This is a genomic window from Rahnella laticis (assembly GCF_015644585.1).
In the GTDB taxonomy this organism is placed as follows: Bacteria; Pseudomonadota; Gammaproteobacteria; order Enterobacterales; family Enterobacteriaceae; genus Rahnella; species Rahnella laticis.
In genome coordinates this window covers 162,018-188,026 of sequence record NZ_JADOBI010000004.1, presented here as the reverse complement: position 1 = coordinate 188,026, position 26,009 = coordinate 162,018, and the positions used below count along the sequence as shown (strand labels likewise).

General features: G+C 53.7%; 26 protein-coding genes and 1 riboswitch. Of the genes, 20 read left to right on the top strand and 6 right to left on the bottom strand.

The features are described from left to right. Positions 1-154 precede the first annotated feature (154 nt). A riboswitch (molybdenum cofactor riboswitch) is annotated at positions 155-312 on the top strand. From moaA to IV433_RS10290, 6 genes are all read left to right on the top strand, one after another. Beyond that, a complete protein-coding gene (gene moaA / locus IV433_RS10315; protein ID WP_195814130.1) occupies positions 302-1,288 on the top strand; it encodes a GTP 3',8-cyclase MoaA in 987 nt (328 codons plus the stop codon). It overlaps the preceding riboswitch by 11 nt. A gap of 31 nt (positions 1,289-1,319) precedes the next feature. Next, positions 1,320-1,832: a molybdenum cofactor biosynthesis protein B gene (moaB, locus tag IV433_RS10310; protein WP_101077326.1), complete on the top strand. Its 513-nt coding sequence runs from the start codon at positions 1,320-1,322 to the stop codon at positions 1,830-1,832. Positions 1,833-1,834: 2 nt separating this feature from the next. Further along, complete coding sequence (gene moaC, locus IV433_RS10305; protein ID WP_195814129.1) at positions 1,835-2,338, top strand: cyclic pyranopterin monophosphate synthase MoaC; 504 nt, start codon at positions 1,835-1,837, stop codon at positions 2,336-2,338. Beyond that, positions 2,335-2,580 carry a molybdopterin synthase sulfur carrier subunit gene (moaD, locus tag IV433_RS10300; protein ID WP_195814128.1) on the top strand — a complete coding sequence of 82 codons (246 nt, stop codon included), beginning with the start codon at positions 2,335-2,337 and terminating at the stop codon, positions 2,578-2,580. Before moaC ends, moaD begins: the two co-directional genes overlap by 4 nt. A gap of 1 nt (position 2,581) precedes the next feature. Further along, entirely contained in the window at positions 2,582-3,034 is a 453-nt protein-coding gene (gene moaE / locus IV433_RS10295; protein WP_195814127.1) for a molybdopterin synthase catalytic subunit MoaE, read from the top strand. A gap of 118 nt (positions 3,035-3,152) precedes the next feature. Then, a complete protein-coding gene (locus IV433_RS10290; protein WP_013576373.1) occupies positions 3,153-3,863 on the top strand; it encodes a Bax inhibitor-1/YccA family protein in 711 nt (236 codons plus the stop codon). Positions 3,864-4,350: 487 nt separating this feature from the next. Here the strand turns inward: IV433_RS10290 and mdtG are convergent, their stop codons facing one another. Further along, positions 4,351-5,556, bottom strand: coding sequence for a multidrug efflux MFS transporter MdtG (mdtG, locus tag IV433_RS10285; protein WP_195814126.1), 1,206 nt, complete (start codon positions 5,554-5,556; stop codon positions 4,351-4,353). A 380-nt stretch (positions 5,557-5,936) separates the two neighbouring features. On the opposite strand from mdtG, the gene rhlE reads away from it, so the two are divergent. Then, positions 5,937-7,340: an ATP-dependent RNA helicase RhlE gene (gene rhlE / locus IV433_RS10280; RefSeq protein WP_195814125.1), complete on the top strand. Its 1,404-nt coding sequence runs from the start codon at positions 5,937-5,939 to the stop codon at positions 7,338-7,340. 71 nt (positions 7,341-7,411) lie between these two features. Here the strand turns inward: rhlE and IV433_RS10275 are convergent, their stop codons facing one another. Next, entirely contained in the window at positions 7,412-8,059 is a 648-nt protein-coding gene (locus tag IV433_RS10275; protein WP_101077319.1) for a helix-turn-helix transcriptional regulator, read from the bottom strand. 120 nt (positions 8,060-8,179) lie between these two features. On the opposite strand from IV433_RS10275, the gene IV433_RS10270 reads away from it, so the two are divergent. The 4 genes from IV433_RS10270 (at position 8,180) to pbpG (ending at position 12,269) form a co-directional block, all read left to right on the top strand. Beyond that, positions 8,180-9,625, top strand: coding sequence for an MFS transporter (locus tag IV433_RS10270; protein WP_195814124.1), 1,446 nt, complete (start codon positions 8,180-8,182; stop codon positions 9,623-9,625). 58 nt (positions 9,626-9,683) lie between these two features. Beyond that, positions 9,684-10,613 carry a tRNA dihydrouridine(16) synthase DusC gene (dusC, locus tag IV433_RS10265; protein ID WP_195814123.1) on the top strand — a complete coding sequence of 310 codons (930 nt, stop codon included), beginning with the start codon at positions 9,684-9,686 and terminating at the stop codon, positions 10,611-10,613. Between the two features lie 51 nt (positions 10,614-10,664). Then, the gene (locus tag IV433_RS10260) at positions 10,665-11,090 is read left to right on the top strand and encodes a VOC family protein (RefSeq protein WP_195814122.1); all 426 of its coding nucleotides are present in this window, start codon (positions 10,665-10,667) and stop codon (positions 11,088-11,090) included. 240 nt (positions 11,091-11,330) lie between these two features. Continuing rightward, complete coding sequence (pbpG, locus tag IV433_RS10255) at positions 11,331-12,269, top strand: D-alanyl-D-alanine endopeptidase (protein ID WP_195814121.1); 939 nt, start codon at positions 11,331-11,333, stop codon at positions 12,267-12,269. A 105-nt stretch (positions 12,270-12,374) separates the two neighbouring features. On the opposite strand, the gene IV433_RS26465 is transcribed toward pbpG, so the two are convergent. Beyond that, the gene (locus IV433_RS26465) at positions 12,375-12,458 is read right to left on the bottom strand and encodes a small membrane protein YohP (RefSeq protein WP_019105993.1); all 84 of its coding nucleotides are present in this window, start codon (positions 12,456-12,458) and stop codon (positions 12,375-12,377) included. Between the two features lie 108 nt (positions 12,459-12,566). Further along, complete coding sequence (locus tag IV433_RS10250; protein WP_195814120.1) at positions 12,567-13,199, bottom strand: aspartate/glutamate racemase family protein; 633 nt, start codon at positions 13,197-13,199, stop codon at positions 12,567-12,569. Between the two features lie 266 nt (positions 13,200-13,465). Here IV433_RS10250 and IV433_RS10245 point away from each other — a divergent pair, with 266 nt between their 5' ends. The 5 genes from IV433_RS10245 to IV433_RS10225 all read left to right on the top strand — a co-directional run bounded on the left by IV433_RS10245 (position 13,466) and on the right by IV433_RS10225 (position 19,000). Beyond that, positions 13,466-14,185 carry a gluconate 2-dehydrogenase subunit 3 family protein gene (locus tag IV433_RS10245; protein ID WP_195814119.1) on the top strand — a complete coding sequence of 240 codons (720 nt, stop codon included), beginning with the start codon at positions 13,466-13,468 and terminating at the stop codon, positions 14,183-14,185. A gap of 56 nt (positions 14,186-14,241) precedes the next feature. Next, entirely contained in the window at positions 14,242-16,014 is a 1,773-nt protein-coding gene (locus IV433_RS10240) for a GMC family oxidoreductase (RefSeq protein ID WP_152325501.1), read from the top strand. Positions 16,015-16,016: 2 nt separating this feature from the next. Further along, the gene (locus IV433_RS10235; protein WP_195814118.1) at positions 16,017-17,324 is read left to right on the top strand and encodes a c-type cytochrome; all 1,308 of its coding nucleotides are present in this window, start codon (positions 16,017-16,019) and stop codon (positions 17,322-17,324) included. A gap of 228 nt (positions 17,325-17,552) precedes the next feature. Continuing rightward, positions 17,553-18,209: a hypothetical protein gene (locus IV433_RS10230; protein ID WP_195814117.1), complete on the top strand. Its 657-nt coding sequence runs from the start codon at positions 17,553-17,555 to the stop codon at positions 18,207-18,209. Positions 18,210-18,409: 200 nt separating this feature from the next. Beyond that, complete coding sequence (locus IV433_RS10225) at positions 18,410-19,000, top strand: Yip1 family protein (protein WP_152325503.1); 591 nt, start codon at positions 18,410-18,412, stop codon at positions 18,998-19,000. Between the two features lie 76 nt (positions 19,001-19,076). Here the strand turns inward: IV433_RS10225 and dld are convergent, their stop codons facing one another. Beyond that, positions 19,077-20,768 (bottom strand): D-lactate dehydrogenase, encoded by a 1,692-nt coding sequence (gene dld / locus IV433_RS10220; protein ID WP_195814116.1) that lies wholly within the window; start codon positions 20,766-20,768, stop codon positions 19,077-19,079. Positions 20,769-20,974: 206 nt separating this feature from the next. Here dld and phnC point away from each other — a divergent pair, with 206 nt between their 5' ends. From phnC to phnE (IV433_RS10200), 4 genes are all read left to right on the top strand, one after another. After that, complete coding sequence (phnC, locus tag IV433_RS10215; protein ID WP_195814115.1) at positions 20,975-21,808, top strand: phosphonate ABC transporter ATP-binding protein; 834 nt, start codon at positions 20,975-20,977, stop codon at positions 21,806-21,808. Between the two features lie 114 nt (positions 21,809-21,922). Next, positions 21,923-22,855 carry a phosphonate ABC transporter substrate-binding protein gene (phnD, locus tag IV433_RS10210; RefSeq protein ID WP_015698041.1) on the top strand — a complete coding sequence of 311 codons (933 nt, stop codon included), beginning with the start codon at positions 21,923-21,925 and terminating at the stop codon, positions 22,853-22,855. 161 nt (positions 22,856-23,016) lie between these two features. Then, a complete protein-coding gene (phnE, locus tag IV433_RS10205; protein ID WP_195814114.1) occupies positions 23,017-23,880 on the top strand; it encodes a phosphonate ABC transporter, permease protein PhnE in 864 nt (287 codons plus the stop codon). Further along, positions 23,880-24,803, top strand: a complete 924-nt coding sequence (gene phnE / locus IV433_RS10200) for a phosphonate ABC transporter, permease protein PhnE (RefSeq protein WP_152325507.1) — start codon at positions 23,880-23,882, stop codon at positions 24,801-24,803. Before phnE (IV433_RS10205) ends, phnE (IV433_RS10200) begins: the two co-directional genes overlap by 1 nt. Positions 24,804-24,877: 74 nt before the next feature. Here the strand turns inward: phnE (IV433_RS10200) and IV433_RS10195 are convergent, their stop codons facing one another. Then, a complete protein-coding gene (locus tag IV433_RS10195; protein WP_195814113.1) occupies positions 24,878-25,999 on the bottom strand; it encodes a ribosomal protein uL16 3-hydroxylase in 1,122 nt (373 codons plus the stop codon). Positions 26,000-26,009: the final 10 nt, after the last annotated feature.

Below are 26,009 nucleotides of genomic sequence, written 5' to 3'. Positions count from 1 at the left end.
AAAATCAAGCGGTTTTATCGTTGAAAATGCTCTCTTTTGTTGTGAAAAAACGTTATATATCAAAATGCATAACGAAAAACCACCTTGGCGATCCGGTCTTCAGAGCGTTAAACTGTAGTCCGTTACCCGAATTCTTCATCGTTCTGCACTGAACGTGTTGAATCAACTCCTAGCCCTGGTTCCTAAGTTGCCTTTCTGACGTTGTTCCCACAGAAACAATATGGAGCTCTGGCCGTGACAATCAGTCACCAGGGTGCATGGCAGAAATGCCCGCATCTCCCGTATTTGGAAAGGTGTTTAGGTGCTTCAACTTACTGATGCTTTTGCCCGCAAGTTTTATTACTTGCGGCTGTCGATCACTGACGTGTGCAATTTTCGTTGCACCTATTGCCTACCGGACGGTTACAAGCCGCACGGGCACAGCAATAAAAGCTTTCTTTCGCTCGATGAAATCCGTCGGGTCAGTCGCGCGTTCGCCAATCTGGGAACGGAAAAAGTGCGCCTGACCGGTGGAGAACCGTCGCTGCGCCGCGATTTCTGCGACATCATTGCCGCCGTTCGCGAAAACCCCTCAATTAAAACGCTGGCCGTGACCACCAACGGTTACCGCATGGCGCGTGATATCAGCAAATGGCGCGATGCCGGGCTGACAAACATTAACGTCAGCGTCGACAGCCTTGATGCCCGCCAGTTTCACGCTATCACCGGGCAGGATAAATTCCGCGATGTGATGGCCGGAATTGACGCCGCGTTTGACGCCGGTTTCAGCAAGGTCAAAGTCAATACCGTACTGATGCGCGATGTGAATCATTCCAGCCTCAACACCTTCCTCGACTGGATTAAAACCCGTCCGGTTCAGCTGCGTTTCATCGAACTGATGGAAACCGGCGACGGCGGCGATCTTTTCCGCAAACATCATGTTTCCGGCGAAGTCCTGCGCGAGCAGCTTGTCCGTCAGGGCTGGCAGTTGCAGATCCGCTCACGCAGCGACGGCCCGGCGCAGGTGTTCAGCCACCCGGATTATCTGGGCGAGATCGGCCTGATCATGCCGTATGAAAAAGACTTTTGTGTCAGCTGCAACCGCCTGCGCGTGTCCGCGATCGGCAATCTGCATTTGTGTCTGTTCGGCGAGCAGGGCATTCCTCTGCGCGATTTACTGGCCGACGATCTTCAGCAGGATGATTTGATGGACAGGATCCAGGGCGGTCTCAGCCGTAAAAAACAAACGCACTTCCTGCATGAAGGCAATACCGGGATTACTCAGAACCTGTCGTTTATCGGCGGCTGAGTCCGGCATTAATCGTTTAAGGAGCAAACTGATGAGCAAAGCCAGCAAAGAATTTTTGCCTTTATCTGTCGCGATCATGACGGTTTCTGACCGCCGCACCGACGCGGAAGATACCTCCGGCCATTACCTGAAAGAAGCCGTGACCGAAGGCGGCCACCACGTTGTGGCGCAGCAAATTGTTAAAGAGAGCATTTACAGCATTCGCGCCGTGGTTTCTGCGTGGATTGCAGATGAAAAAATTCAGGCCATTTTGATCAACGGCGGTACCGGTTTTAATGCCGGAAATAATACGCCGGAAGCCCTGAAGCCGTTATTTGACCGTGAAATTGAAGGTTTCGGCGAGCTGTTCCGCATGGTGTCTTTCGAAGATATCGGCACCTCGACCATTCAGTCGCGCGCCATCGGCGGTATTGCCAATCAGACGGTGATTTTTGCCATGCCGGGATCAACCCGCGCATGCCAGACCGCCTGGGAAAATATCATTGAAGCGCAGCTCGATGCCCGCCAGGGGCCGTGCAATTTCACCCCACATTTGAAGAAATAAGCATGTCTGAATTAACCCACATTAATGCGTCCGGTGATGCCCACATGGTGGACGTTTCCGGCAAAGCCGAAACGGTTCGCGAAGCCCGCGCCGAAGCTTTTGTTGAGATGGCGGCCAAAACGCTGGCGATGATCATCGACGGCAATCATCACAAAGGGGATGTGTTTGCTACCGCGCGCATCGCCGGCATTCAGGCTGCCAAGAAAACCTGGGATTTGATCCCGCTGTGTCATCCGCTGTTGCTGACCAAAGTGGAAGTTAAGCTTGAAGCGCAGCCGGAACATAACCGCGTTCGTATCGAATCCCGTTGCCGGTTAAGCGGCAAAACCGGTGTGGAAATGGAAGCGCTGACTGCGGCTTCCGTCGCCGCGCTGACCATCTACGACATGTGTAAAGCCGTTCAGAAAGATATGGTGATCGGCCCGATCCGCCTGCTGGAAAAAAGCGGCGGTAAATCCGGCGACTTTAAGGCGGAAAGCAAGGCTGAAGGTAAGGTGGAAATATGATCGACATTTTATTCTTCGCTCAGGTTCGTGAGTTAACCGGGACGTCCAGCCTGCAACTGCCGGCTGATTTTTCCACCGTGGAAGATTTGCGCAATTCCCTGACCGGACGCGGCGACCGCTGGGCGCTGGCACTGGAACCCGGCAAATTGCTGGTTGCGGTCAATCAGACGCTGACCACGATGGCACATCCGCTGGTAGCGGGCGACGAAGTGGCGTTCTTCCCGCCAGTGACCGGGGGCTGAGATGGACAGGACAAAAATTATTGTTGATGCCGCCTCGTTTAACGTTGGCGAAGAGTACAACTGGCTGGCGCAGTCAGACGCCGACGGCGCGGTGGTAACGTTCACCGGCAAAGTGCGCAATCACAATCTGGGCAGCCACGTCACGGCGCTGACGCTGGAGCACTATCCGGGCATGACCGAAAAAGCGCTGGCGGAGATTGTTGAACAGGCGCGCGCGCGCTGGCCTTTGCAAAGTGTTTCGGTTTATCACCGCGTCGGGCCGATGTATGCGGGCGATGAAATTGTCTTTGTCGGCGTCACCAGCGCTCATCGCGGAATGGCGTTCGAAGCCAATGAATTTATTATGGATCAGCTGAAAACGCGCGCACCGTTCTGGAAGCGCGAGGCGACGGAAGAGGGCGACCGCTGGGTCGATGCCCGTGACAGCGATAAAGTTGCGGCGGCGCGCTGGTAAATAGTGGTTCAACCGCACCGACTCCTCCCATGCTTTTCCCGCCAACTGTGATACGCTTTAAAAAATCGGGAGGCCATTTTGGCCTCATTATTGTCCTCCATGCAAAAGGGTAATCATCATGGATCGATATCCACGTAGTAACGGTTCAATTGTTGAACGCGCAAATACGGGCATTCAGGCGTACATGGCGCAAGTGTATGGCTGGATGTTCTGTGGCTTGCTGCTGACGGCATTTGTTGCCTGGTATGCTTCCGGCTCCGAAAAAATCATGAGTTTTGTTTTTTCCAGCCAGATTACATTCTTTGGTTTGATCATCGCCCAGCTGGCGCTGGTCTTCGTGATTTCCGGCATGGTCAATCGCCTGAGCGGGACGGTCGCCACCGGCCTCTTCATGTTGTATTCCGCCCTGACGGGTCTGACGCTTTCCAGCATTTTCCTCGTCTACACTGGTGATTCCATTTTTGGGACATTCATCGTCGCAGCGGGCATGTTTGGTGCGATGAGCGTTTACGGTTACGTGACAAAGCGTGATTTAACCGGCATCGGCAGCATGTTGTTCATGGCGCTGATTGGTCTGGTTCTGGCGTCACTGGTCAACATGTGGCTGAAAAGCTCAGGTCTTGCGAACATCATTTCCTACGCAGGCGTGCTGATCTTCGTCGGCCTGACTGCCTACGATACCCAGAAGCTGAAAAACATGGGTGCGCAATTGTCGGCGGATGACCGTGATAATTTCCGCAAATATTCCATCGTAGGCGCACTGACGTTGTATCTGGATTTCATCAACCTGTTCCTGATGTTGTTACGGATTTTCGGTAACCGCCGGTAATTGTTTTTGATTTCAAACTTTATGAGAAGGGGCGCTGAAAAGCGCCCTTTTTTTATGCCAGTGCCGGGCATTAGCGGCTTGGGGGCTGCGCCTTGGCTTAACGAAGACCGAGTAAATTTCGGTTTTTCAATGGCGGTGATCGCTTGACTCGCAGCGCCGAAACCGACCAAAAGAGGCCAGGACGGGCCTCTCTTGGATCTCTCGCGTCTTTTTAACTGCGCGCTACCGCTCGCTGGCTATGTTTCAGCAATTCCTGCTAGTGCCGCAAAACCCCGCCGCTGCGCGGTTCCCTCCCGTCGGGTTACAAACCGCGCGAAAAGATACGCGGTTTTCCACCTCTCCATACGGCGCGATTTTTGAAAGCGGCCAATAGCTTATCTAAATTCAAAAAAAGAGCCGCGTTTATCTTTTAAGAATGTAATCTGGCGCGGATCAAACATTCTGCTGAACGAAGCTTCAAATGGCTCCAACCGGTCCGGATCCGCGATCACGGAATCCTCACTCTCCCTGTCGGCACCTGCCGGAAACTCCACCACACCTGTACGGTGTTAAACAGCACCAGAATCGCGGTCACGATAAATACCCAACGGAATCCGAACAGCGCGGAAGCGCTGGAACCTATCAGCGGCCCGACGACATTCCCGAGGTACATAAACGACTGGTTATACCCAAATATCCGGCCAGTGACCTGATCACTGCTGTATTTCACCAGCAACGCCTGCACTGCGGGCATTAACGCGCCATCGCCGAAACCGAGCATAAAGCGCAGAACGCCGAGCTGGACGGGGGTTTTGATCAGTGCCATCAGGCAGAACAGCAGGAAGCAAAAGACCAGCGCGGCGATGAGTATCCGGTGCGCGCCGATGCGGTCGCCGAGTTTACCCAGTTTGGGTGCCGCCAGTAATGCCGACACGCCGGGCACGGCGGCAATCACGCCACTGATAAACGCGATATTGCTGGTATCGGACGAAAGCTCACGGATAAACAATGTCAGTATCGGGCTGATGGAACCGTTCGCCAGCTGGATCATCATGGTGGTGACGAACAGGCTGACAATCAGCCACGGGTAGGGAAGTGTGGTAAACACCGCTTTACCGCTCAGACGGTTGGCTTTGGTGACCGGCACCACGCGCTCTTTGATCAGGAAAAGGGTGATCAGGAAGCTGATAAACAACATGCCGCTGGTGACGAAAAACACGGTGCGCAGGCCGAGATGGTCAGCCATAAAACCGCCTAACAGCGGGCCGATAATGACACCTGAAACCTGACCGGTGGACAGCGTCCCCAGCGCCCAGCCGCTTTTGTCGCGCGGCACCTGCGAGGCCACCAGCGCCATCGCGTTCGGAATATAGCCGGATGTTAAACCCATCAGCGTGCGCAGGATGAAAAGCTGCCAGACGTTGGTCGCAAAACCCTGCAACATCATGACAATCGCCATGCCCAGTGCGGCGCGCAGCAACATGAGTTTGCGGCCCTTGCGGTCAGCGAGGCTGCCCCACAACGGCGCGACAATGGCGGAAACCAGGAAAGTCCCGCTGAAGACCAGTCCTGACCACAAACTCAGGGATTCATGAGACGTAACACCCAGCTGTTCGATGTAAAGCGGTAAAAAAGGCAGGATCTGACTCATCGCCATGCCGGTGAAAAAGCACCCGAGCCAGACGGAGATTAAGTTTATTTTCCAGGTTTCCATGTTGCAGCGGTGTAGCCTTATGGACAAAAGAGAGTGAAAGTGAAAGAAGCATAGCAAGCTAATCCGGGGATTGGGACGCAAAAAGTGGGAAGCCATTCATCAGCTTTATAATTGATTATCCTGTATCAAAGTTTCGGATTAATACCGCAGATTATGCCGCCAGAAAGCGTCACTAAAGTTTGCATTTGTCACGCCCGGTTACAGGCCGGAAGCAGATAACTTCGCGCGGCACGGCGTTCTGTGCTAGTATCCGCACAACTGGCGCACTGCAGTTTGTGCCGAATCCTCGTGGTAATGCCTCATTTGCCTCGTCTGATCATCCATTCTTGAAACTGCACCGAACCCCGTTCGGGTTAGAGTGGACTGGAGCTTTTCCTTATATGTCATTTGATTCCCTCGGCTTAAGTGCCGAAATTTTGCGTGCTGTTGAAGAACAGGGCTATCGCGAACCTACGCCTATTCAGCGTCAGGCTATTCCTGTCGTGCTCGAAGGTCGTGACCTGATGGCGAGTGCGCAGACCGGTACCGGTAAAACCGCTGGTTTTACACTGCCACTGCTCAACATGCTCAGCCATACCAACGCGCAATTCAAAGGACGTCGCCCTGTTCGTGCGCTGATCCTGACCCCAACCCGTGAGCTGGCGGCGCAGATTGGCGAAAACGTACAGGCTTACAGCAAATACCTGACCCTGCGTTCGCTGGTCGTATTTGGTGGTGTGAGCATTAACCCGCAGATGATGAAACTGCGCGGTGGCGTGGATGTTCTGATCGCAACGCCGGGTCGTTTGCTGGATCTGGAACATCAGCGTGCTGTTGATTTATCTCAGGTTGAAATCCTGGTGCTTGATGAAGCTGACCGCATGCTGGATATGGGCTTCATCCATGATATCCGTCGCGTGCTGGCGAAACTGCCTGCCAAGCGTCAGAATCTGCTGTTCTCCGCGACGTTCTCTGATGAGATCAAAGGTCTGGCGAGCAAGTTGCTGACCAATCCTGCTTCTGTTGAAGTGGCCCGTCGCAACACCGCTTCTGCGCAAATTGAACAAAGCGTTCACTTTGTTGATAAGAAACGTAAAAGAGAATTGCTGTCTCAGATGATCGGTGAAGGCGACTGGAAACAGGTGCTGGTCTTTAACCGTACCAAGCATGGTGCGAACCATCTTGCTGAACAGCTGAACAAAGACGGCATTACTGCCGCAGCAATTCACGGCAACAAAAGTCAGGGCGCGCGTACCCGTGCGCTGGCCGATTTCAAAGCCGGTTCAATCCGTGTTCTGGTCGCCACCGACATCGCTGCGCGCGGTCTGGATATCGATCAACTGCCACACGTTGTGAACTATGAACTGCCAAACGTACCGGAAGATTACGTTCACCGTATCGGCCGTACCGGTCGTGCAGAAGCCACCGGTGAAGCGATTTCTCTGGTGTGCGTGGATGAACACAAACTGCTGCGTGACATCGAGCGCCTGCTGAAACGTGAAATCCCGCGTATCGCGCTGGAAGGTTACGAGCCAGACCCGAGCATCAAAGCTGAGCCGATCATCAATGGTCGTCAGGGCAATGGCGGCGGCGGTCGTGGCGCGCCACGTCAGGGCCAGCGTCCGGGCGCACCGCGCTCTGGTGCTCCACGTTCCGGCGCTCCGCGTCAGGGCGGTAACGGTCAGCGTACCGGCAACGGCGGCACGTCTGAAAACCGCGGTTCCGGCGAAAACCGTCCGGCACGTTCGCGTCCTGCACACGCAGGCCAGCGTCGTACGGGTAACGGCGGCACCGGCAACAAATAAGATTTCAAAATCTGTATCGAAATCTGCATCAAACCGCCTTAACCGGCGGTTTTTTTTCGCCTGAAATCCGGCTAACGGATCACATACGCACAGCGGCGCGCGCCCTGTAAAATATGCTCGGTGCGTTCAACGTTCGCTTCCAGCACATCACGGAAGACATCCCGCTCGGCGCGGCAAAAACCCTGACAGGTCGTTGCGGCGGCGCAAATCGGGCAGTGGTTTTCGACAAACAGATAACTGCCGTCTTCCTGCAATGTCCAGTCCGCCATATACCCTTCGCGGGTGCGAATTGCCGTAAGCCGTTGCAGCCTTTCTTCCAGCGAATTCGCGCCTTTCATCGCCTGCCGGTAATTATCCAGCGTCTGGCTTTCACGCGATGTAATCAGCTGATCCAGTGCGGATTCGCCCAGCGACGTGCGGATAAGCTGAAGAAGTTGTACGGTCAGATCGGCGTGCGCGTCGGGAAAGTGCGCATGCCCTTTGGCGGTCAGTTGCCAGTACTGCGCCGGACGCCCGACGCCCTGTGACACGGCTTTCGCTTCCACCAGACCGTCTTTTGCCAGCTTCACAAATTGCTGCCGCGCCGCTTCGCCGGTTGTGCCCAGCAGATGACCCGCATCGCTGGCCTGCATTTCCCCGCGGGTTTTCAGCAGCGTCATTAAGCGCTCAGCGACGCTTTGCCGGACGTCATTTTTATTTTCCAAGTCGTTGCTTGACATATCGCCTCGCCGGGTTCTAGATTATGTAAAACATATTCCAAGTAATTTCTTGTTTTAATCATACCATAATCACAACGCGCTTCAATGTGCGGAAAACATAAACCAAAGGGACGAAGAGAAATGTCGGAAAGTCAGAGCGGCTGGAAGGATTTATTCAGTGCGGAAAACCGGGGAAGCGCCATCACCCTGAGCGCCGGCGTCGCGCTATACGCCACCAACAGCTACATCGTGATTACGATTTTGCCATCCGTTGTGCAGGATATCGGCGGGCTGGCGTGGTACGCGTGGAACACCACACTTTACGTCGTCTGCTCGATTCTCGGCTCGGCGCTTTCTGCCCGGCTGATGCGAACTGCCGGGCCGCGCGGCAGTTATCTTATGGCGACCGGTATTTTTATCGCCGGTGCAGCACTTTGTACCGTTGCGCCGAGTATGCCGGTGCTGCTTATCGGGCGCGCCTTGCAGGGGCTGGGCGGCGGTTTCCTGTTCGCGCTGTCTTACGCGATGATAAATCTTCTGTTTAAAGAATCTCTCTGGCCCCGCGCGATGGCGCTGATCTCCGCGATGTGGGGGATTGCGACGCTGGTCGGCCCGGCGGTCGGCGGAATTTTTGCAGAGCTGCACGCGTGGCGCTGGGCATTTGGTCTGCTTCTGCCGGTCACGTCATTATTTGGCTTGTGGGTCTGGCGGATCCTGCCTAAATCTCAGCGGGAGAAACAGCCGGAAGAACCGTTGCCGCTGATGCAACTGGCGCTGCTGACCGGTGCGGTGCTGGTGGTTTCGGCGGGCAGCCTGTCTTCGCACGGGCTGATTAATCTGCTCGGTTTTGTGATTGCAGTGGTGATGATCCTTATCCTGCGTCACCGGGAGTTCACCGCCAATGTCAGGCTGTTGCCGCGTAACGCGCTGCGCCGTTCATCGCCGCTTTATGGCCTGTACCTGGTGATGTCGTTGCTGATTATCGGCCTGGGCTGCGAGCTGTTTGTGCCTTATCTGCTGCAACATTTGCACGGCCAGACTCCGCTGGCGGCCGGATATATTACTGCCGCCGCCGCCGCGGGCTGGACGTTAAGTGAAGTCGCCAGTTCAGGCTGGACGGGGCGTCGTGCAGATAATGCGATTGTTTCCGGCCCGCTGATTCTGGCTGTCGGCTTGCTGTTATTGCTGTTCACCGTGCCGGTGGCTTTCGGAATGCCGTGGCTGAATATCAGCGGGGTAGTGCTCGGGCTGACGCTGGCCGGTTTTGGCATCGGGCTGGGCTGGCCGCACCTGCTGACCCGCGTGCTGCAACAGGCACCGGAGGAAGATCGCGAAAAAGCCGGTGCGTCGATCACCGTCGTGCAGTCTTTCGCCTCTGCGCTGGGTGCCGCGCTGGCCGGAACGGTGGCTAACTTCTCCGGCGTGAATCAGGGCGATGCAGGCGCTGCCAACGCTGCGTTCTGGATGTTCCTGCTGTTCGCTGTTCCGGCGTTTCTGGCGGTGTGGATTGCCCTGCGTTCCGTGAGGGCGCGGCAAAGAAATGCGGGCGTGAATGAAACGTTAAGCACCGATTTGTCACAGGGATAATTGCCCGGAGGCGGGCCTTGCGGTAATCTTGCGCGTCATTTTTAAGGGTTGAACTGCGATGCGCGTATTACTGGCTCCGATGGAAGGTGTGCTTGATCCCCTGGTTCGTGAACTTCTCACTGAAGTGAACGACTACGATTTGTGCATCACTGAGTTTGTGCGTGTTGTGGATCAGCTGCTTCCCGTCAAAGTCTTCCACCGCCTGTGCCCGGAATTAGAACACGACAGCCGCACGCCTTCCGGCACGCGGGTTCGTGTACAGCTTCTCGGTCAGTATCCCGAATGGCTGGCCGAAAACGCCGCCCGCGCCACTGAACTGGGTTCTTACGGCGTGGATCTCAACTGCGGCTGTCCGTCGAAAATGGTTAACGGCAGCGGCGGCGGTGCCACGTTACTCAAAGACCCGGAGCTGATTTATCAGGGCGCTAAAGCCATGCGTGCCGCGGTGCCTGCGCATTTACCTGTGACGGTGAAAGTGCGTCTGGGCTGGGACTCTCTTGAACGCAGTTTTGAAATTGCTGATGCCGTACAACAGGCGGGCGCGACCGAACTCACCGTACACGGGCGCACCAAAGAAGACGGTTACAAACCTGAGCGGATTAACTGGCAGGCGATTGGCGAAATCCGCCAGCGGCTGAGCATTCCTGTGATTGCCAACGGTGAAATCTGGGATTACGCCAGCGGGCAGGCCTGTATGCAAACCACCGGCTGTGACGCCGTCATGATCGGGCGCGGCGCGCTGAATATTCCTAACCTCAGCCGCGTGGTGAAATACAACGAACCTCGCATGCCGTGGGCGGATGTAATGACGCTGTTGCAGAAATACACCCGTCTGGAAAAGCAGGGCGATACCGGTTTGTATCATGTTGCGCGTATCAAACAGTGGCTGAGTTATTTGCGTAAAGAGTACGAAGAGGCGACAGAGTTATTTACTGAAGTGCGCGTGCTGAAGACGTCGAAGGAAATCGCCGGACGCATTAACCGGTGACTGAATTCCATGACTTCTCCACGCGGCAACGCTTAAAAATGGAGGAGTATCATGGACAATAAAGACATCGGCCTGAGTCACATAGCTTTTGCCGTTAAAGATCTCGACGCCAGTATCGCTTTCTATCAGCAATTTTCCGGAATGAAAGTCATCCACCGGCGCGGCGAAAAAGGCACCCCCGCCCGGCCTGTTGCCTGGCTCAGCGACATGACCCGCCACTTTGCCTTAGTTCTGGCAGAAGACCCGCATTCTACCGACACTCAGCTCGGCCCGTTCGGGCATCTCGGTATTGCCTGTGCCTCGAAAGAAGCGATGGACGCCAAACTTGCCGAAGCGCGTGATGCGGGTGTTCTGCGTCAGGAACCCACAGACTCCGGCGCGCCTGTCGGCTATTGGGCTTTTCTCGATGATCCGGATGGCAATACGCTCGAACTTTCCTACGGGCAGGAAATCGGTTATCTAATCGACCATCAGTAATTGCCGGATAATCAATAATAAAAACGGGCAGGGATCTGAGACCCTGCCCGTTGTCGTCTGAACTCCCTTCAATCTTACGCAAGTGTTCACTAACTCGCCATTGCACGGTCTGCGGGTGGTTGTGACAGACTTTGTGACAAATAGATTTGAAAATTGCGAGTGCTAAGACTATTCCTGTCACTTATAATTCCCGCCGCTGTTCCGACATAACTTCATGACAACTTTCTTAAATACAGAGCAATGCATGTGAAAATCCGTCTTCTGGTTCTGAGCTTATTAGCCTTAAATACAGGCATGTTGTCTGCACCTGCCGCCTTCGCTGCAAAGCACGAGCAGGCTGTCGCCCCGATTGTTCAAATTGCTTCCGGCAGCGCCATGGTGGTGGATCTTAAAAGCCACGAAGTGATTTATTCCCGAAATCCGGATGAAGTGAGGCCGATTGCCTCCCTGACCAAACTGATGACCGCGATGGTGACGCTGGATGCGAATCTGCCGCTGGATGAAGTGATCAACGTTGATATCAGCAATACGCCTGAAATGCGTGGTGTGTTTTCCCGCGTAAAACTCAACAGTGAAATTACCCGCCGCCAGATGATTCAGCTGGCGCTGATGTCTTCCGAAAACCGTGCGGCAGCCAGCCTGGCGGCACATTATCCGGGGGGGTATTCGGCGTTTATCAACGCAATGAATGCCAAAGCGAAATCCCTCGGCATGACGCATACCCATTATGTGGAGCCGACCGGGCTTTCACCGCGTAACGTTTCCACGGCGCGCGATTTAACGCGATTGCTGCTGGCGTCCCAGCGCTATCCGCTGATCGGCCAGCTCAGTACCACGGCTGAGAAAACTGCGGTGTTCAGCCATCCTGCCTACGCACTGCCGTTCCGCAATACCAACCATCTGATCATGAATCCGTCGTGGAGCATTCAGCTGACCAAAACCGGTTATACCGACGTTGCCGGTCATTGTCTGGCGATGCGCACCACCATTAACGGCAAACCGGTGACGCTGGTGGTGATGGATGCGTTCGGGAAATTTACTGCCTTTGCGGATGCAAACCGTCTGCGCACCTGGATGGAAACCGGTAAAACCGTGCCTGTTCCGCAGATAGCGAAGAACTACCGCAAGCAGAAAGAGCAGCAAAAATCTCAGCCATCGGTAGAAGAAGCCGACGATTAAATATCGCCTTTCTGCGACACGAATTATTTAGGGTATTTAGATTGTTCAAACTAAAAAGTCCGGCGCAGGTGCCGGACTTTTGTTTTATGCACAGACTGACGATTTTCAGAAAATCAGTTTAAACACCCCGGTCAGGGTCAGTAAGCCGACGATAAAGATGATGGCGATGATCCACAGAATAATTTTCATGTTTTCTCCTTATCACACCCTTTTGTCGTCATCAGCTAAGTTGGCTAAGCCAATGATTATTCCACTTTCAGTATAGCCAATCCTGCCATTTGCGCTTTTCCGCCAGTCTTAAACCGCGACGACCGCTCTCAGGCCGCACTCCGGGCTGGTGAGCGGTTTGCCCATTTGTGTGAACTGCGCCGCGCCGGTCATCGATGCCTGAGCCAGCACCACTGCGTCTGCGCCACCGATATAGGCTGCGTCGGCCGCTGCGGCGACAGTCTGCAAATATCCCGCTAAATCTCCCTGCTTAAACTTGTCCCAGGCCCCGGCTACCAGACGCATTTCCAGCGCGGCGTCGGGATGTTTTTCTGTCTGTTCAAACAGCTTCCGGGTCGGGCCGAGCGTAGTTTCCACCGCACATAACACCACCACTTTTCCGGCTGTTTTCATCGCGGCTTCGGCCAGCGCCTGATCAACGCGCAAAACCGGCACCTGCGTATTTTCAGCGGCGGCCGCAGCGGCTGCGCCCAGCGTTGAACAGGTAAGTAAAACGCGATCGCTGTCCTGACTCAGCGCCAGCAATGCCTGCGTGGTTTCTTCAAGGATTTCAGGCGTCAGCCCGCCAGCGTGTTCTGCGGCCGCCAGTAAATCCGGGCGGGAAATATGGCGGAATGCATGGTGATTCAGCCCCAGTTCCTGCGCTGCATTTTCAAAAACCGCGATGTTGCTGTCTGCCGTGTGTAAACAGGTGATGCGCATAGACGTCTCCGGAAAGTGTGAAGACTCTACGTTAACGATTTTTGAGCTTCCCGTGGAGGCTTATTTGCCTGTAAAAATTTGTTAATTAGTGTACTAACTCAATGCAGAATAATTAACTTATTGATTTTAAATAGTTAAAATATGAACCCGTTGGTTCGAAATTTCTTACTTTCATCTAACATCTTCGTATAATCTCCGTCACAAATATAAACCCATATCTGATGTGGGTAAGTCACCTCTCAATGTGCGTAAACAGGAGAATTATCGTGAAACGCAGACACTTTCTGACCTCAATGGCGGTGCTGTTATTCAGTACAGCCTTAAAGGTTAAAGCCAAAATTTTCTCCGGTGGCATGCCGTGGATTATCCATTCGGTTCGTCCGCCAAAACCGGTGGTTGCCGGGGAATGGACGTTCTTCACCGCCGCTGAAGTCAGCCTGATTGAAACGCTGGCTGACCGGATCATTCCGGCTGATGAGCTGAGCATCGGCGGGAAAGAGGCGGGCTGTGCGGTATTTCTTGACCGTCAGTTGAGCGGGGATTATGGCAACGCGGTCACGACTTACCGCCTCGGGCCGGTGATTCAGGACGGTTTACCGCAGGCCGGCCCGCAATATAAAGATACGCCAGCCGAACGCTACCGGCTGGGGCTGGCCGCGCTGAACAGCGTGGCGAAAGCGCGTAATGGGGGCAAAAACTTTACCGAACTGACCGGTGACCAGCAGGATGATTTACTGCGCCGCGTGGAATCCGGCGAGATCCCGCTGACCGGCGTCAACGGCCAGCTGTTCTTCAATATGCTGGTGCAGAACATGCGCGAAGGCTTTTTCTCCGACCCGCTTTACGGCGGCAATAAAGACATGGCTGGCTGGAAAATGATTGGGTTCCCCGGCGCGCGGTATGACTTCCGTGATGTCATCGACCGCCGTGGCGAAGATCTGCATATCGAACCCGTCAGCATGCTGACCCAATACGAAAAATCATAAAAAACCGGCAACGCACGGGCTTTGATTATTGAGATATTTTCAGGAGTACATGTCGTATGAGTAATAAAAGAGAGAAGGTCGATGCAGTGATTGTCGGCCTCGGCTGGGCAGGCTCGCTGATGGCCAATGAACTGACGCTGGCTGGTCTGAATGTGGTCGCCATTGAACGTGGTTCATGGCGCGATACCAGCAATGATTTCCCGACCACCATTGATACCGACGAACTGCGCTTCGTCAGCCGTCGCGCGATTATGCAGCCCACGGCGGTAGAAACCCTGACCTTCCGTAATAACCCGATCCAGCAGGCGCTGCCGCTGCGCGAGTTTAATACTTATCAGTTTGGGATGAACGTCGGCGGGGCGGGCACGCACTGGAACGGCATGACCTGGCGCTTCCTGCCTTATGATTTCCAGAGCTACAGCCAGACGGTTGAACGCTATGGTAAAAACAAATTCCTCGAAGGAATGCAGGTTCAGGACTGGGGCGTGACGTTTGATGACGTAGAACCGTTCTACGATAAATTTGAACGTTACGCCGGGACATCCGGGAAAGCCGGTAACATCAAAGGTGAAAAAATTGAAGGCGGCAACGTCTTCGAAGGCCCGCGCAGCCGGGATTATCCGCTGCCGCCGCTCAAGCGCACCCAGTTGTCGATGATTTTCGACAAAGCCACGCGCGAGATGGGCTATCACCCGTTTGCGGTGCCGGCGGGCAATACGTCCGGCGCGTATACCAATCCGCTGGGCGTCAACATGGCGCCGTGCACATACTGCGGTTACTGCGAATTCTTCGGCTGCGGTAACTGGTCGAAGAGCAGCCCGAATGCCTGCATTTTGCCTGCGGTGATGCAGCGCCCTAATTTTACGGTGATCACTGAGTCTGAAGTGTTGCGCGTCAACAAAGCACCGGACGGCAAAACCGCCACCGGCGTGACGTTCATTGGCAGCGACGGCGTGGTGTGGGAGCAGCCGGCGGATATCGTGGTGATTTCTGCTTATCAGATGGATAACGTCCGCCTGATGCTCCTTTCCGGCATCGGCCAGCCTTACGACCATAAAACCGGTGAAGGCGTGGTCGGGCGTAACTATGCATACCAGACCATTTCCGGCGCAGGTTTCTTCTTCGAAGACGAAATGATGAATCCGTTCATCGGCGCAGGTGCGCTGTCACAGGCCATTGATGATTTCAACGGCGATAACTTTGATCACACCGGTCATGACTTTATCGGCGGCGGCGTGGCGCTGGTGCATTCCACCAACGGACGTCCGATCGGTTATTCCAACAATGTACCGCCGGGCACACCGCGCTGGGGCGCTGACTGGAAAAAAGCGGTCAAACACAGCTATCAGAACTACAACAATATTTATTGTATGGGCAACAGCTATCCGCACCGCGACGTGTTCCTCGATCTTGATCCGGAATACAAAGACCGCCACGGCCAGCCGCTGCTGCGCGTGACGTTCGACTGGATCGAAAACGACAAACGCTCAGCGAAATTCATGGCTGACCGCTCGGTTGAAATCGCGCATGCGATGGGGGCAAAAACCGTTGTGCGCCAGGAACCGACGGCTAAACCGTTCTCGCCAATGGATAACCTATCTTCCCATACCACGGGCGGCGCCTGCATGGGCGACAACCCGAAAACCAGCGCGGTAAACCGCTATCTGCAAAGCTGGGATGTGCATAACGTCTTTGTTTGTGGCGCATCGGCATTTGCCAATAACGGCGGTTATAACCCGACCGGCACGGTGGGCGCGCTGACTTTATGGGCGGCAGAAGCGATTAAAACCCAATATCTGAAATCCCCTGGTCCGCTGGTGAGGGTTTAAGCATGAGAATCAAAAAAACGTTAGCGGTGATTGCCGGTGTGGTCGTCATCGGCGGGCTGGGGTTTGTCGGTGTAAAAATGGGGTACAACGCCAGCCAGTCCGGCGATTTTCAGGCACCCGAACCGGCGGCGATGACCGGTAAAACGGCCATCGAACGCGGTAAATATCTGGCGCTGGCAGGGGACTGCGTGGCCTGCCATACCGCGCCGGGCGGTGGCAAGCCGTTTGCCGGAGGCTATGGTCTGAACACGCCGTTCGGCACGATTTACGCCACCAATATCACGCCGGATAAAGAAACCGGTATCGGCGGCTGGACCGATCAGCAGTTCATTAATGCGGTGCGTAACGGCAAAGGGATCAACGGGGAAAACCTCTATCCGGCGATGCCTTATAACGTCTATGCCAAGGTCAGCGATCAGGATCTGAAAGACATCAAAGCGTACCTGAATACCGTGCCCGCAGTGCATTACGACGGGCCGAAAACCGATCTGCCGTTTCCGTATAACATCCGCCTGATGATGTTTGGCTGGAACCTGTTGTTCCTGAATACTGCTCCGTTTGAGGCCGATCCTGCGCAGTCAGCAGAATGGAACCGCGGCGCGTATCTGGTGGAAGGGCTGGGGCACTGCACATCGTGTCATACGGCGAAAAATCCGCTGGGGGGCGATAACTTTGGGGTGCATTTGCAGGGCGGAGAACTTCAGGGCTGGTTTGCGCCGGAAATCACCGGGAATATCCGTCAGGGGCTGGGTGACTGGAGCAACGATGAAATTGTTCAGTACCTGAAAACCGGCGCGAACGCCCGTACCGTGGCCTCCGGCCCGATGGCGGAAGCCGTGACAAATTCGCTGCAACACCTGTCGGATTCCGATCTTCATGCCATTGCGGTTTACCTGAAAAGCTTACCGGGCAGCAAAGATAAGTCTGCCCCGCTGGCAGCAAATTCGGCCATGGCAAATGGCAAAGCGCTGTATGCCGATAACTGTGCGGCTTGTCATCAGAATTCCGGTGAAGGTGTGCGCAATATGGTGCCCGCGCTGAAAGGCAACAATGGTGTTCAGGCCAGCCAGCCGACGAATATTCTGCATGTGCTGATGAACGGTGCGCAGGGTGCCGCGACGCTCAGCAATCCGACCAGCGCGGATATGCCGGAGTTTGGCTGGAAAATGACGGATCAGCAAATGGCCGATGCCAGTACTTACATCCGCAATGCGTGGGGAAACCAGGCGTCTGCGGTCAGTAAAGACGACGTGGCGAAGGCCAGAAAAACGCAGGAAGGCGCGGCGGCGTTGCATAACCCTGCACCGTAAAAAAACCTGAGCGTTTTATCAGGAGTCCCCGTAAAGGAGCCGCGTAAGCGGCTCTTTTATTTGGTATTTATTCATTTTATCAATGCAATTCCATAAGACATAGATTCATAAATAATCACGCCCTGAACGAGAAAGAAATTGATTTGAGGTGTTTATTTATACAGTGCAGACTGACCGCAGATTAAGGATGCCTAAACAAGGATTAGCTTACGTGAGGGACAACACATCATGTTTCAGCTCAGGATGCCAGATTGCTGGCCAGTCAACCCGATGCTCTATCTGCCCGGTGCCCTGACGGTGCCGGAAAATTTTAAGGGAGAATGGATTATGGAAGCGTTAATGCAAAGCCAGATTAACAGTATTGAAAAGCAGGGAATCAAAAACGGTGAGGAAATCGCGGGCCTGAGTTTACGGATGGGAAAGGTTGAACAGCAAGTTGTTCAGCTTACAGAGGTCGTTACGGATACCAATCTCCGTGTGGGAAAACTCGAACACCAGATGGTCACGCTCACCGATGCGGTGACGGATATCGGCGTTCGCGTGGGGAAAACCGAGGAAAGTATTGTTCGCATCGATAAGCATCTGGTCAGGATTGACGAGCATCTGGTGCGAATTGACGATCATTTTGTTCTCATTGATAAGAAATTTGACCTGGTAGATGAACGCTTTGAGAAAGTCTATCAGCGCTTTGACAAGATGGATCTACGTTTCGATAAAATGGATGCTCGATTTAATTCGGTGGAGTCGCAGCTGGCGGTTATTCAGTCGAATTACATGACCAAGGATATTTTCCACATCTATATTACAAAACAGACCCATTGGATCATGGGCATGATGGTAGCACTGGCTGGTGTGGTGTTTACCGCTGCCCGCTATATCCACTGACCTTCAGGGAAATTCCATTCTCCGCCATCAACATCCTCTGCAACAGGGGATGTTGTGCCGCCAGCAAACCGTTTAATAACGGCTATAATATAAACAGGCTGCCACCTTCTTGTTGCCCTTGTGACCTTTATCAAACGGGCATTCCCGAAGGTTTATCATCGTACGCCGCTGGCGGCTTTCGGCGCACAAGGGGGTGTTTCATGGGTAATCATGTCTGGGGACTGTTATCTCATCCAGGTCCCGAATTGCAGCAAATCCAGCGTGAACGGGAAACCGTTTCACATGTTTATTCCCACCATGTTTTTCTGATGGCGCTGATTCCGGTTGTCTGTTCCTTTATCGGGACAACGCAGCTGGGCTGGAATTTCGGTGACGGCCAGAAGCTGATGGTTTCCATGTTCACCGCGTCCTACATCGCTGTAATCTTCTATGTTCTGATGCTCGCCGCTGTTGCTCTGATGGGGCGAATTATCTACTGGATGGCGCGTCGTTATGACAGCCGCCCGACACTCAACAGTTGTATCGTGTTTGCCGGTTACGTTGCCACGCCGATGTTCCTTAGCGGGATCGTTGCGCTTTATCCGATGGTCTGGTTATGCCTGTTTGTCGGGCTGATTGGCCTTTGCTACAGCGGATATCTGCTGTACCTCGGTATTCCAAACTTCCTCAACATTGACCACCGCGAGGGGTTCCTGTTCTCCAGCTCGACGCTGGCGATGGGGGTTCTGGTTCTTGAGTTGTTACTCGCACTGACCGTGCTGATGTGGGGTTATGGAACGAAATTGTTCTAACCAATGAGATGAGGTCGGAGTGACGTAGTATCCCTCCCCTGAAAAGGGGAGGGTTGGTCAGAAGCGCTTCACAGCGTTATTCCTGCCAGTTTTTCAGCTTACTCGTTTTGCCGATCCCCGGGTTAAAACTGTTGGTCGGGTCGGCCTTCCGATAAAATTCCTTCAGATGCGGTTTCGCAAGATAGAGATGTCCCACGTTGTGTTCCGCAGGATATTCGGCACCTTTGGCATCCAGCAATTCAAGCATGCGGTGTTTCAGCGCTTTGCTGTTCACGCCTTTTTTGACAATGTAATCCTGATGGAAAACGTGGCACATAAAGTGGCCGTAATAGAGTTTTGCCACCAGCTGATTATCGATATCCTCCGGCAACGTTTCAAACCAGTCGCGATCGTTGCGGCGCAGTGCGATATCCAGCGCCAGAATGTCTTCCACTTCTTTCTCATGCACGGCGTGATAACGAACAGCGGCACCCGCTGCAGCGAAGCGGTGCAGAAACGCTTTTTTGCCTTCGTCGGCAGAACAGATAAAGAAATCGCCCTGATTTTCGCTGAAGAAACGGGTCAGGAACGTTCTGGCTTCATCAATTCCGGGGCCGGACATCTTCAGCAATAAGTGATGCTCAAACCGGTCGCGATATTGTTTCATGCGGGGCGGTAAATGGTTCGGCAACGCTTTACTCAGGCACTGCATTACGCGGTCGCTGAAATGTTTCGGCAGGAAAGGCACCTTGCTGGCATGTGCGTCAAACTTCCCTTTGGCGGTAAACATATCCGGCATTTTGTCTGTGCCGAGCTTGTCGATCATCAGGAACGTATCTTTACCGTACACTTCGGTGATATCGAAAATATCCCGGTGCATGTATTCGCCTGCCACCGGCAGGTTTGCGAAATCCCGCAGGATCTGACGACGTAATTCGGTGAGCACCGCCGTGTCGTTAGTGCCGATGTAGAAAACCTGCTGCTGGGTTTCGGCCGGGAAAGTATCGAGACGGACGGCGAAAACCGCCAGCTTCCCGGCGCAGCCCGAGGCTTCAAACAAACGGCGCTCATCGGCGTTATAGCGTGATGGCGTATCGGCATCTACTTCGCGGACACGCGCCGCGTAATCATGGTCCGAAGCCAGTCGCTGATCGTGCAGAATATCAGCTTCGAGATAATCGCCTTTTTCCAGCCGTGTCAGAATCTCTTCCGGCGTCTCACCCAGATTGATCCCCAGATGGTTTATCAGCCGGAGTTCTCCCTGCGCATCAATCTGCGCATACAACGCCATTTCCGTATAAGCCGGACCCCGTTTCACCAGTGAACCGCCGGAGTTGTTGCAAATCCCGCCGACGACGGAGGCACCAATGCAGGATGAACCGATGACCGAGTGCGGCTCGCGGTTATACGGCTTGAGAATTTTTTCGAGCTTATACAACGTGCTGCCGGGGAAACCGATCACCTGATGGCCGCCGTCGAGCAGCTGGATCTGATCGAGTTTCAGGGTGCTGAAAATGACAATGTCGCGGTCATAATCGTCACCGCTCGGCGTCGAACCTTCGGTCAGCCCCGTATTGGCGGCCTGCATGATGACAATTTTGTCGGCCGCGATGCAGGCTTTAAGCAGTTGCCATTGTTGAAGCAATGTTTGCGGGAATACCACCGCCAGCGCCTTGCCGCCGCCGGAGCGAAACCCCTTGCGGTAGCGCTCGGTGTTGCTGTCGCCGGTCAGGACATGGCGGCTTCCGGCGATTTCTTTCAGCGTGGTGATGAGTGACTGATTATCCATTTCATCTTCCTTTTTTTGACGTAGGCTCTGCAATCATAGACTTAAATGCCACATAACAGGCTACACATCATTCAGGATAATTACCGAGGGATTTCTCTTAAGTTGCTACATTTTTGTCATATGCTGTCCACTAAATCGTCATTGATGTGTCACAAAACTCGCGCTTAATGAACGCCAGATAACGATAGCAACCGAGAGACAGCATCATGGCGCAAGCTCAACTTAAGCTGGCACAGGCTGAATATCCTCAGGCCGGGCAGCAACATCTGAACAAAGTGCTGGACGTGAAAGGCCTGGTGAAATCCTATAAATCAGGTCAGCGTGTTCTTAATGACATCAATTTCGATCTTCACGCCGGTGAATTTGTTGCGGTCATTGGCCGTTCCGGTGCGGGGAAATCGACTCTGCTGCACGTACTTAACGGCACAATCCCGTTAACCGACGGCAGTGTGGTGTGTCATTACGAAAACGGTGAGCAGCAGCAACTGGCAGGGCTGACCGGCAAGGCGCTGCGTCGCTGGCGCTCGGGCTGCGGCATGATTTTTCAGGACTTCTGCCTGGTTCCGCGTCTGGACGTGTTAACCAACGTGTTACTGGGGCGTCTGAGCCACACCTCCACGTTTAAATCCTTCTTTAATCAGTTCGATGACGAAGACCGCGCCCGCGCGATTTCCCTGCTGGAATGGTTGCACATGTTGCCGCATGCGCTGCAACGTGCTGAAAACCTCTCAGGTGGTCAGATGCAGCGTGTCGCTATTTGTCGTGCCCTGATGCAAAACCCAAAAATTTTGCTGGCCGATGAACCGGTTGCCTCGCTGGATCCTAAAAATACCCTGCGCATCATGAATGCACTGAAAAAGGTCAGCGAAGAGAACATCGCGGTGATGGTTAACCTGCATTCCGTAGAACTGGTGAAAGATTACTGCACCCGCGTGATTGGCATTGCGAAAGGGCAGATTATCTTTGATGGTCATCCGGATCAGTTAACGGACGGGATCTTGCAGCAGTTATATGGTGAAGAACACGACGTTAATTCCTGATGCTCACGCGTTGTAATGAATGTTTTAATAAATAAAGTCCGTATTTTATTTCGGAAATAAATTTTAGCCGTACTTATTTTCACTTTCTCTCAATCTACACAAGGTCATCATTAAATGAAGAAGTTATTACGTCTGGCGGTCTTTGTTGCAGGTTCCCTTACCGCAATGCACAGCATGGCAGAAGATGCGCCTAAAGAATTGAATTTAGGTATTTTGGGTGGTCAGAACGCCACACAGCAAATCGGCGATAATCAGTGTGTAAAAGATTTCTTCGATAAAGAATTAAATGTGGATACCAAACTGCGTAATTCATCCGATTACTCAGGTGTTATTCAGGGATTATTAGGTAAGAAAGTCGACATGGTATTAAGCATGTCGCCTTCTTCGTTCGCGTCTGTGTATATTAATAACCCGAAAGCGGTGGATCTGGTCGGTATCGTGATTGATGACACCGATAAATCCCGCGGTTATCACTCCGTTGTTGTCGTCAAAGCGGACAGCCCGTACCAGAAATTGTCTGACCTGAAAGGCAAATCATTTGGCTTTGCTGACCCGGATTCCACGTCCGGTTACCTGATCCCGAACCAGACTTTCAAGAAAGAGTTTGGCGGTACGACGGATAACAAATACAACAACTTCTTCTCCAGTGTGACTTTCTCCGGCGGCCACGAGCAGGATATCCTCGGCGTGCTGAACGGGCAGTTTGAAGGCGCGGTAACCTGGGCTTCCATGATTGGCGATCGCGAAACCGGCTACACCTCCGGCGCGTTCAACCGCATGATCCGCATGGACCATCCGGATCTGATGAAGAAAATCCGCATTATCTGGGAATCCCCGTTAATTCCTAACGGCCCGATTTTGGTTCGCAGCGATTTGCCACCGGCATTTAAAGCGAAACTGGTTTCAGCCATTAAGAAACTGGATAAAGACGATCATGCCTGCTTCGTGAAAGCCGTTGGCGGTAAACAGCATATCGGTGAAACGTCGCTGGCGGAATATCAGCAGATTATTGATATGAAGCGTGAATTGACTAAGGGTGGTCGTTAATTCTTAGCTCCCTCCCCTGCGAAGGGGAGGGTTGGGGTGGGGTATTAATGGCAATTCAGTAAGCGAATGATTTTATCATTATTGTCGTTTGTAATACCCCCTCCTGACCTCCCCCTTCGCAGGGGGAGGAATAATGATTACCTGAAACCGGAAATATTATTTTGAATAAAGACTTCAATCGTTATTACCAGAATATACGCGGTAAGCAAAAGCGCGAGGCGCTGATCTGGTCAGGGCTGATGCTGCTGTTATATTTATGGTCTGGCAATGTTTCCGAACTTAATCTGAAAACTATTATTGTTTCAGCTCCCAGCTTTTTTGATTATATCGGTCAGACGGTTCCGGTTCTGCACTGGTCATTATTATTCGCAGACGGACACACCGAAGGTTCTCTGGCTTACTGGGGATACCGTCTCAATATTCAGTTACCGCTGATTTGGGAAACTATTCAGCTGGCATTGTCTTCAACGATTTTGTCTACCGCGCTGGCCGTTATTCTGGCGTTTCTCGCCGCCAGCAATACGGATTCCCCAAAATGGGTGAAGTTCGGTATCCGCACGTTTGTGGCCTTCCTGCGAACCATGCCTGAACTGGCCTGGGCCGTGATGTGCGTAATGGCGTTTGGCGTCGGGGCGATCCCGGGCTTTATCGCGCTGACCTTACACACTGTCGGCAGCCTGACAAAATTGTTCTACGAATCTATTGAAACCGCGTCGGACAAACCGGTGCGCGGCCTGAGAGCCTGCGGAGCGGGGCGCTTGCAGCGCATGCGCTTCGCCATGTGGCCTCAGGTTAAACCTATCTTTTTATCCTACAGCTTTATGCGCCTGGAAATTAACTTCCGCCAGTCAACCATCCTCGGCCTGGTGGGCGCGGGCGGGATTGGTCAGGAACTGATGACGTCCATCAAGCTCGACCGCTATGACCAGGTCAGCATGACGTTGCTGCTGATTATTCTGGTGGTTTCCGGGATGGATTATCTGTCGGGTAAATTGCGCAAACGCGTGGTGGAGGGCACTTTCTGATGTTAACTGACGCGCTTGAACCTCATGTTATTGCCGGTCTGAAACAGCAGCACGCGCACCTGTTTTCCGCACAACGCCGTTACCTGCGTTATCTGGCGATTCTGGCTGTCGTGATTGTGTTGTATTACGTCTATTTCTTCAGCTATTTCGGCATTCCGTGGAGCGAAGTGGTGCGCGGCACCCGCGAAGTCGGACGTTATTTCCTGCGCATGTTCGTGTGGCACAACGTTTCCGAATGGCCGTTTATGTATTACTTCTCGCAGATTGCGATCACGCTGGCAATTGTGTTTGCCGGGACGGTCACCGCCTCTTTCCTCGCACTGCCGCTGTCTTTTCTTGCGGCGCGAAATGTGATGTCCACGCCGGTTCTCCGGCCGGTTTCACTGGTGATCCGCCGTATTCTGGACGTGCTTCGCGGTCTGGATATGGCGATCTGGGGGCTGATTTTTGTCCGCGCGGTGGGCATGGGGCCGCTGGCCGGCGTGCTGGCCATTGTGATGCAGGATTTAGGCTTACTCGGCAAGCTTTACGCCGAAGGCCACGAAGCAGTCGAACGCTCGCCAAGCCGCGGCCTGCGGGCGCTGGGTGCATCACCTCTACAGACGCACCGTTTTGGTATTTTCACGCAGTCGTTCCCGACGTTTCTGGCGCTGTCGCTGTATCAGATTGAGTCCAACACCCGTTCTGCTGCCGTTCTCGGTTTTGTGGGCGCGGGAGGTATCGGTCTGGTTTATGCGGAAAATATGCGGTTGTGGAACTGGGATGTGGTGATGTTTATCACACTGATTCTGGTCGCTATCGTCATGACGATGGACAAGATTTCAGCGATGCTGCGCGCCAAATATATTCTGGGTGAAGAGATTGATCTGTTTGTGCCGGAAGAGCGGAAAATGAAGCCGCCGGTCGAATTGTATAAACCCTGATTCGAACCGGTCTTAAACTAAAAAGGCGGCATCCACCGGATGCCGCCTTTTGTCATAAACGGGCAACCGAAATATTACTCGTCAAAATACCAGTAACCCTGATTCACCAGATCGGTGAACACGGCCATGAACGCCGGATCCTGCACGGCATCGCCCAGCTCTTTTTTACCGATCAGCATGAAACGGCAAAGCGCATCCGCCGCCTGATGTTGATCGGTTTCCAGCGCTTCACTGTTGACGAAGAAACGGTCGCCGACGTTCAGCACGCGCAGACCGCTCAGACGGGTCAGGCTGTCGCCCTGCATCAGTGCATCCACGATTTCGTGGGTTTCATAGGGCGGTTCGGCGGGTGCGATGTCCAGCTCATGGCGCGGTGTGGTTGCAAAACGTCCGAACCACTGTCTGAACGCTTCCGGCTGATTGATCAGGTCATGCATCATATTGCGCACGCGATCCAGCTCGTATTCTTCTACTTTGCCCACATGATCGCGCAGCGTTAAATCCGGATCACTATAGTGGTCGCCACCTAAATCATTTTCCAGCGCGTAATCGGCAAAGCTGCTGATAAAGTCGCGGGTATTCGGGCCACGGAAACCGACGGAATAGTTGAGCGCGGTTTCATGGGTAAAACCGTCGTGCGGGAAGCCCGGCGGAATGTACAGAATGTCGCCCGGCTCGAGATCTTCATCGATGATCGGCGTAAACGGATCGACATGCAGCAACGCCGGATGCGGGCAGAACTGGCGCATCGGCAAGGCATCGCCCACGCGCCAGCGACGGCTGCCCATTCCCTGAATGATAAACACATCGTACTGATCGATATGCGGGCCAACGCCGCCGCCGGGCACAGAATAGGAGATCATCAGGTCATCCAGACGCCAGTCCGGCAGCACGCGGAACGGGCGAACCAGTTCAGCCGCGGGCAGATGCCAGTGGTTCACCGCCTGCGCCAGCAGCGACCAGCCGGTATCACCCAGCCCGTCGAAATGCTCAAAAGGCCCGTTGCTCGCCTGCCATTCACCATTTTTATGGCTCACCAGACGGCTGTCCACTTCAGGTTCCATCGCAAGGCCGGCTAATTCATCGGGAGTGATCGGATCGACAAAGTTTGTAAATGCTTTTTTTAATACAACAGGTTGTTTCTGCCAGTATTTTTCTAAAAATTCCGGCCAGTCCAGATTGAGTTCATACGCCATGTGATTTACC

What these genes read in the sequence shown, in the direction of transcription:
- moaB (WP_101077326.1), top strand. Translation starts at nt 1,320, where the DNA reads ATGAGCAAAGCCAGCAAAGAATTTTTGCCTTTATCTGTCGCGATCATG.
- moaC (WP_195814129.1), top strand. Translation starts at nt 1,835, where the DNA reads ATGTCTGAATTAACCCACATTAATGCGTCCGGTGATGCCCACATGGTG.
- moaD (WP_195814128.1), top strand. Translation starts at nt 2,335, where the DNA reads ATGATCGACATTTTATTCTTCGCTCAGGTTCGTGAGTTAACCGGGACG.
- moaE (WP_195814127.1), top strand. Translation starts at nt 2,582, where the DNA reads ATGGACAGGACAAAAATTATTGTTGATGCCGCCTCGTTTAACGTTGGC.
- IV433_RS10290 (WP_013576373.1), top strand. Translation starts at nt 3,153, where the DNA reads ATGGATCGATATCCACGTAGTAACGGTTCAATTGTTGAACGCGCAAAT.
- mdtG (WP_195814126.1), bottom strand. Translation starts at nt 5,556, where the DNA reads ATGGAAACCTGGAAAATAAACTTAATCTCCGTCTGGCTCGGGTGCTTT.
- rhlE (WP_195814125.1), top strand. Translation starts at nt 5,937, where the DNA reads ATGTCATTTGATTCCCTCGGCTTAAGTGCCGAAATTTTGCGTGCTGTT.
- IV433_RS10275 (WP_101077319.1), bottom strand. Translation starts at nt 8,059, where the DNA reads ATGTCAAGCAACGACTTGGAAAATAAAAATGACGTCCGGCAAAGCGTC.
- IV433_RS10270 (WP_195814124.1), top strand. Translation starts at nt 8,180, where the DNA reads ATGTCGGAAAGTCAGAGCGGCTGGAAGGATTTATTCAGTGCGGAAAAC.
- dusC (WP_195814123.1), top strand. Translation starts at nt 9,684, where the DNA reads ATGCGCGTATTACTGGCTCCGATGGAAGGTGTGCTTGATCCCCTGGTT.
- IV433_RS10260 (WP_195814122.1), top strand. Translation starts at nt 10,665, where the DNA reads ATGGACAATAAAGACATCGGCCTGAGTCACATAGCTTTTGCCGTTAAA.
- pbpG (WP_195814121.1), top strand. Translation starts at nt 11,331, where the DNA reads ATGCATGTGAAAATCCGTCTTCTGGTTCTGAGCTTATTAGCCTTAAAT.
- IV433_RS26465 (WP_019105993.1), bottom strand. Translation starts at nt 12,458, where the DNA reads ATGAAAATTATTCTGTGGATCATCGCCATCATCTTTATCGTCGGCTTA.
- IV433_RS10250 (WP_195814120.1), bottom strand. Translation starts at nt 13,199, where the DNA reads ATGCGCATCACCTGTTTACACACGGCAGACAGCAACATCGCGGTTTTT.
- IV433_RS10240 (WP_152325501.1), top strand. Translation starts at nt 14,242, where the DNA reads ATGAGTAATAAAAGAGAGAAGGTCGATGCAGTGATTGTCGGCCTCGGC.
- IV433_RS10235 (WP_195814118.1), top strand. Translation starts at nt 16,017, where the DNA reads ATGAGAATCAAAAAAACGTTAGCGGTGATTGCCGGTGTGGTCGTCATC.
- IV433_RS10230 (WP_195814117.1), top strand. Translation starts at nt 17,553, where the DNA reads ATGTTTCAGCTCAGGATGCCAGATTGCTGGCCAGTCAACCCGATGCTC.
- IV433_RS10225 (WP_152325503.1), top strand. Translation starts at nt 18,410, where the DNA reads ATGGGTAATCATGTCTGGGGACTGTTATCTCATCCAGGTCCCGAATTG.
- dld (WP_195814116.1), bottom strand. Translation starts at nt 20,768, where the DNA reads ATGGATAATCAGTCACTCATCACCACGCTGAAAGAAATCGCCGGAAGC.
- phnC (WP_195814115.1), top strand. Translation starts at nt 20,975, where the DNA reads ATGGCGCAAGCTCAACTTAAGCTGGCACAGGCTGAATATCCTCAGGCC.
- phnD (WP_015698041.1), top strand. Translation starts at nt 21,923, where the DNA reads ATGAAGAAGTTATTACGTCTGGCGGTCTTTGTTGCAGGTTCCCTTACC.
- phnE (WP_152325507.1), top strand. Translation starts at nt 23,880, where the DNA reads ATGTTAACTGACGCGCTTGAACCTCATGTTATTGCCGGTCTGAAACAG.
- IV433_RS10195 (WP_195814113.1), bottom strand. Translation starts at nt 25,999, where the DNA reads ATGGCGTATGAACTCAATCTGGACTGGCCGGAATTTTTAGAAAAATAC.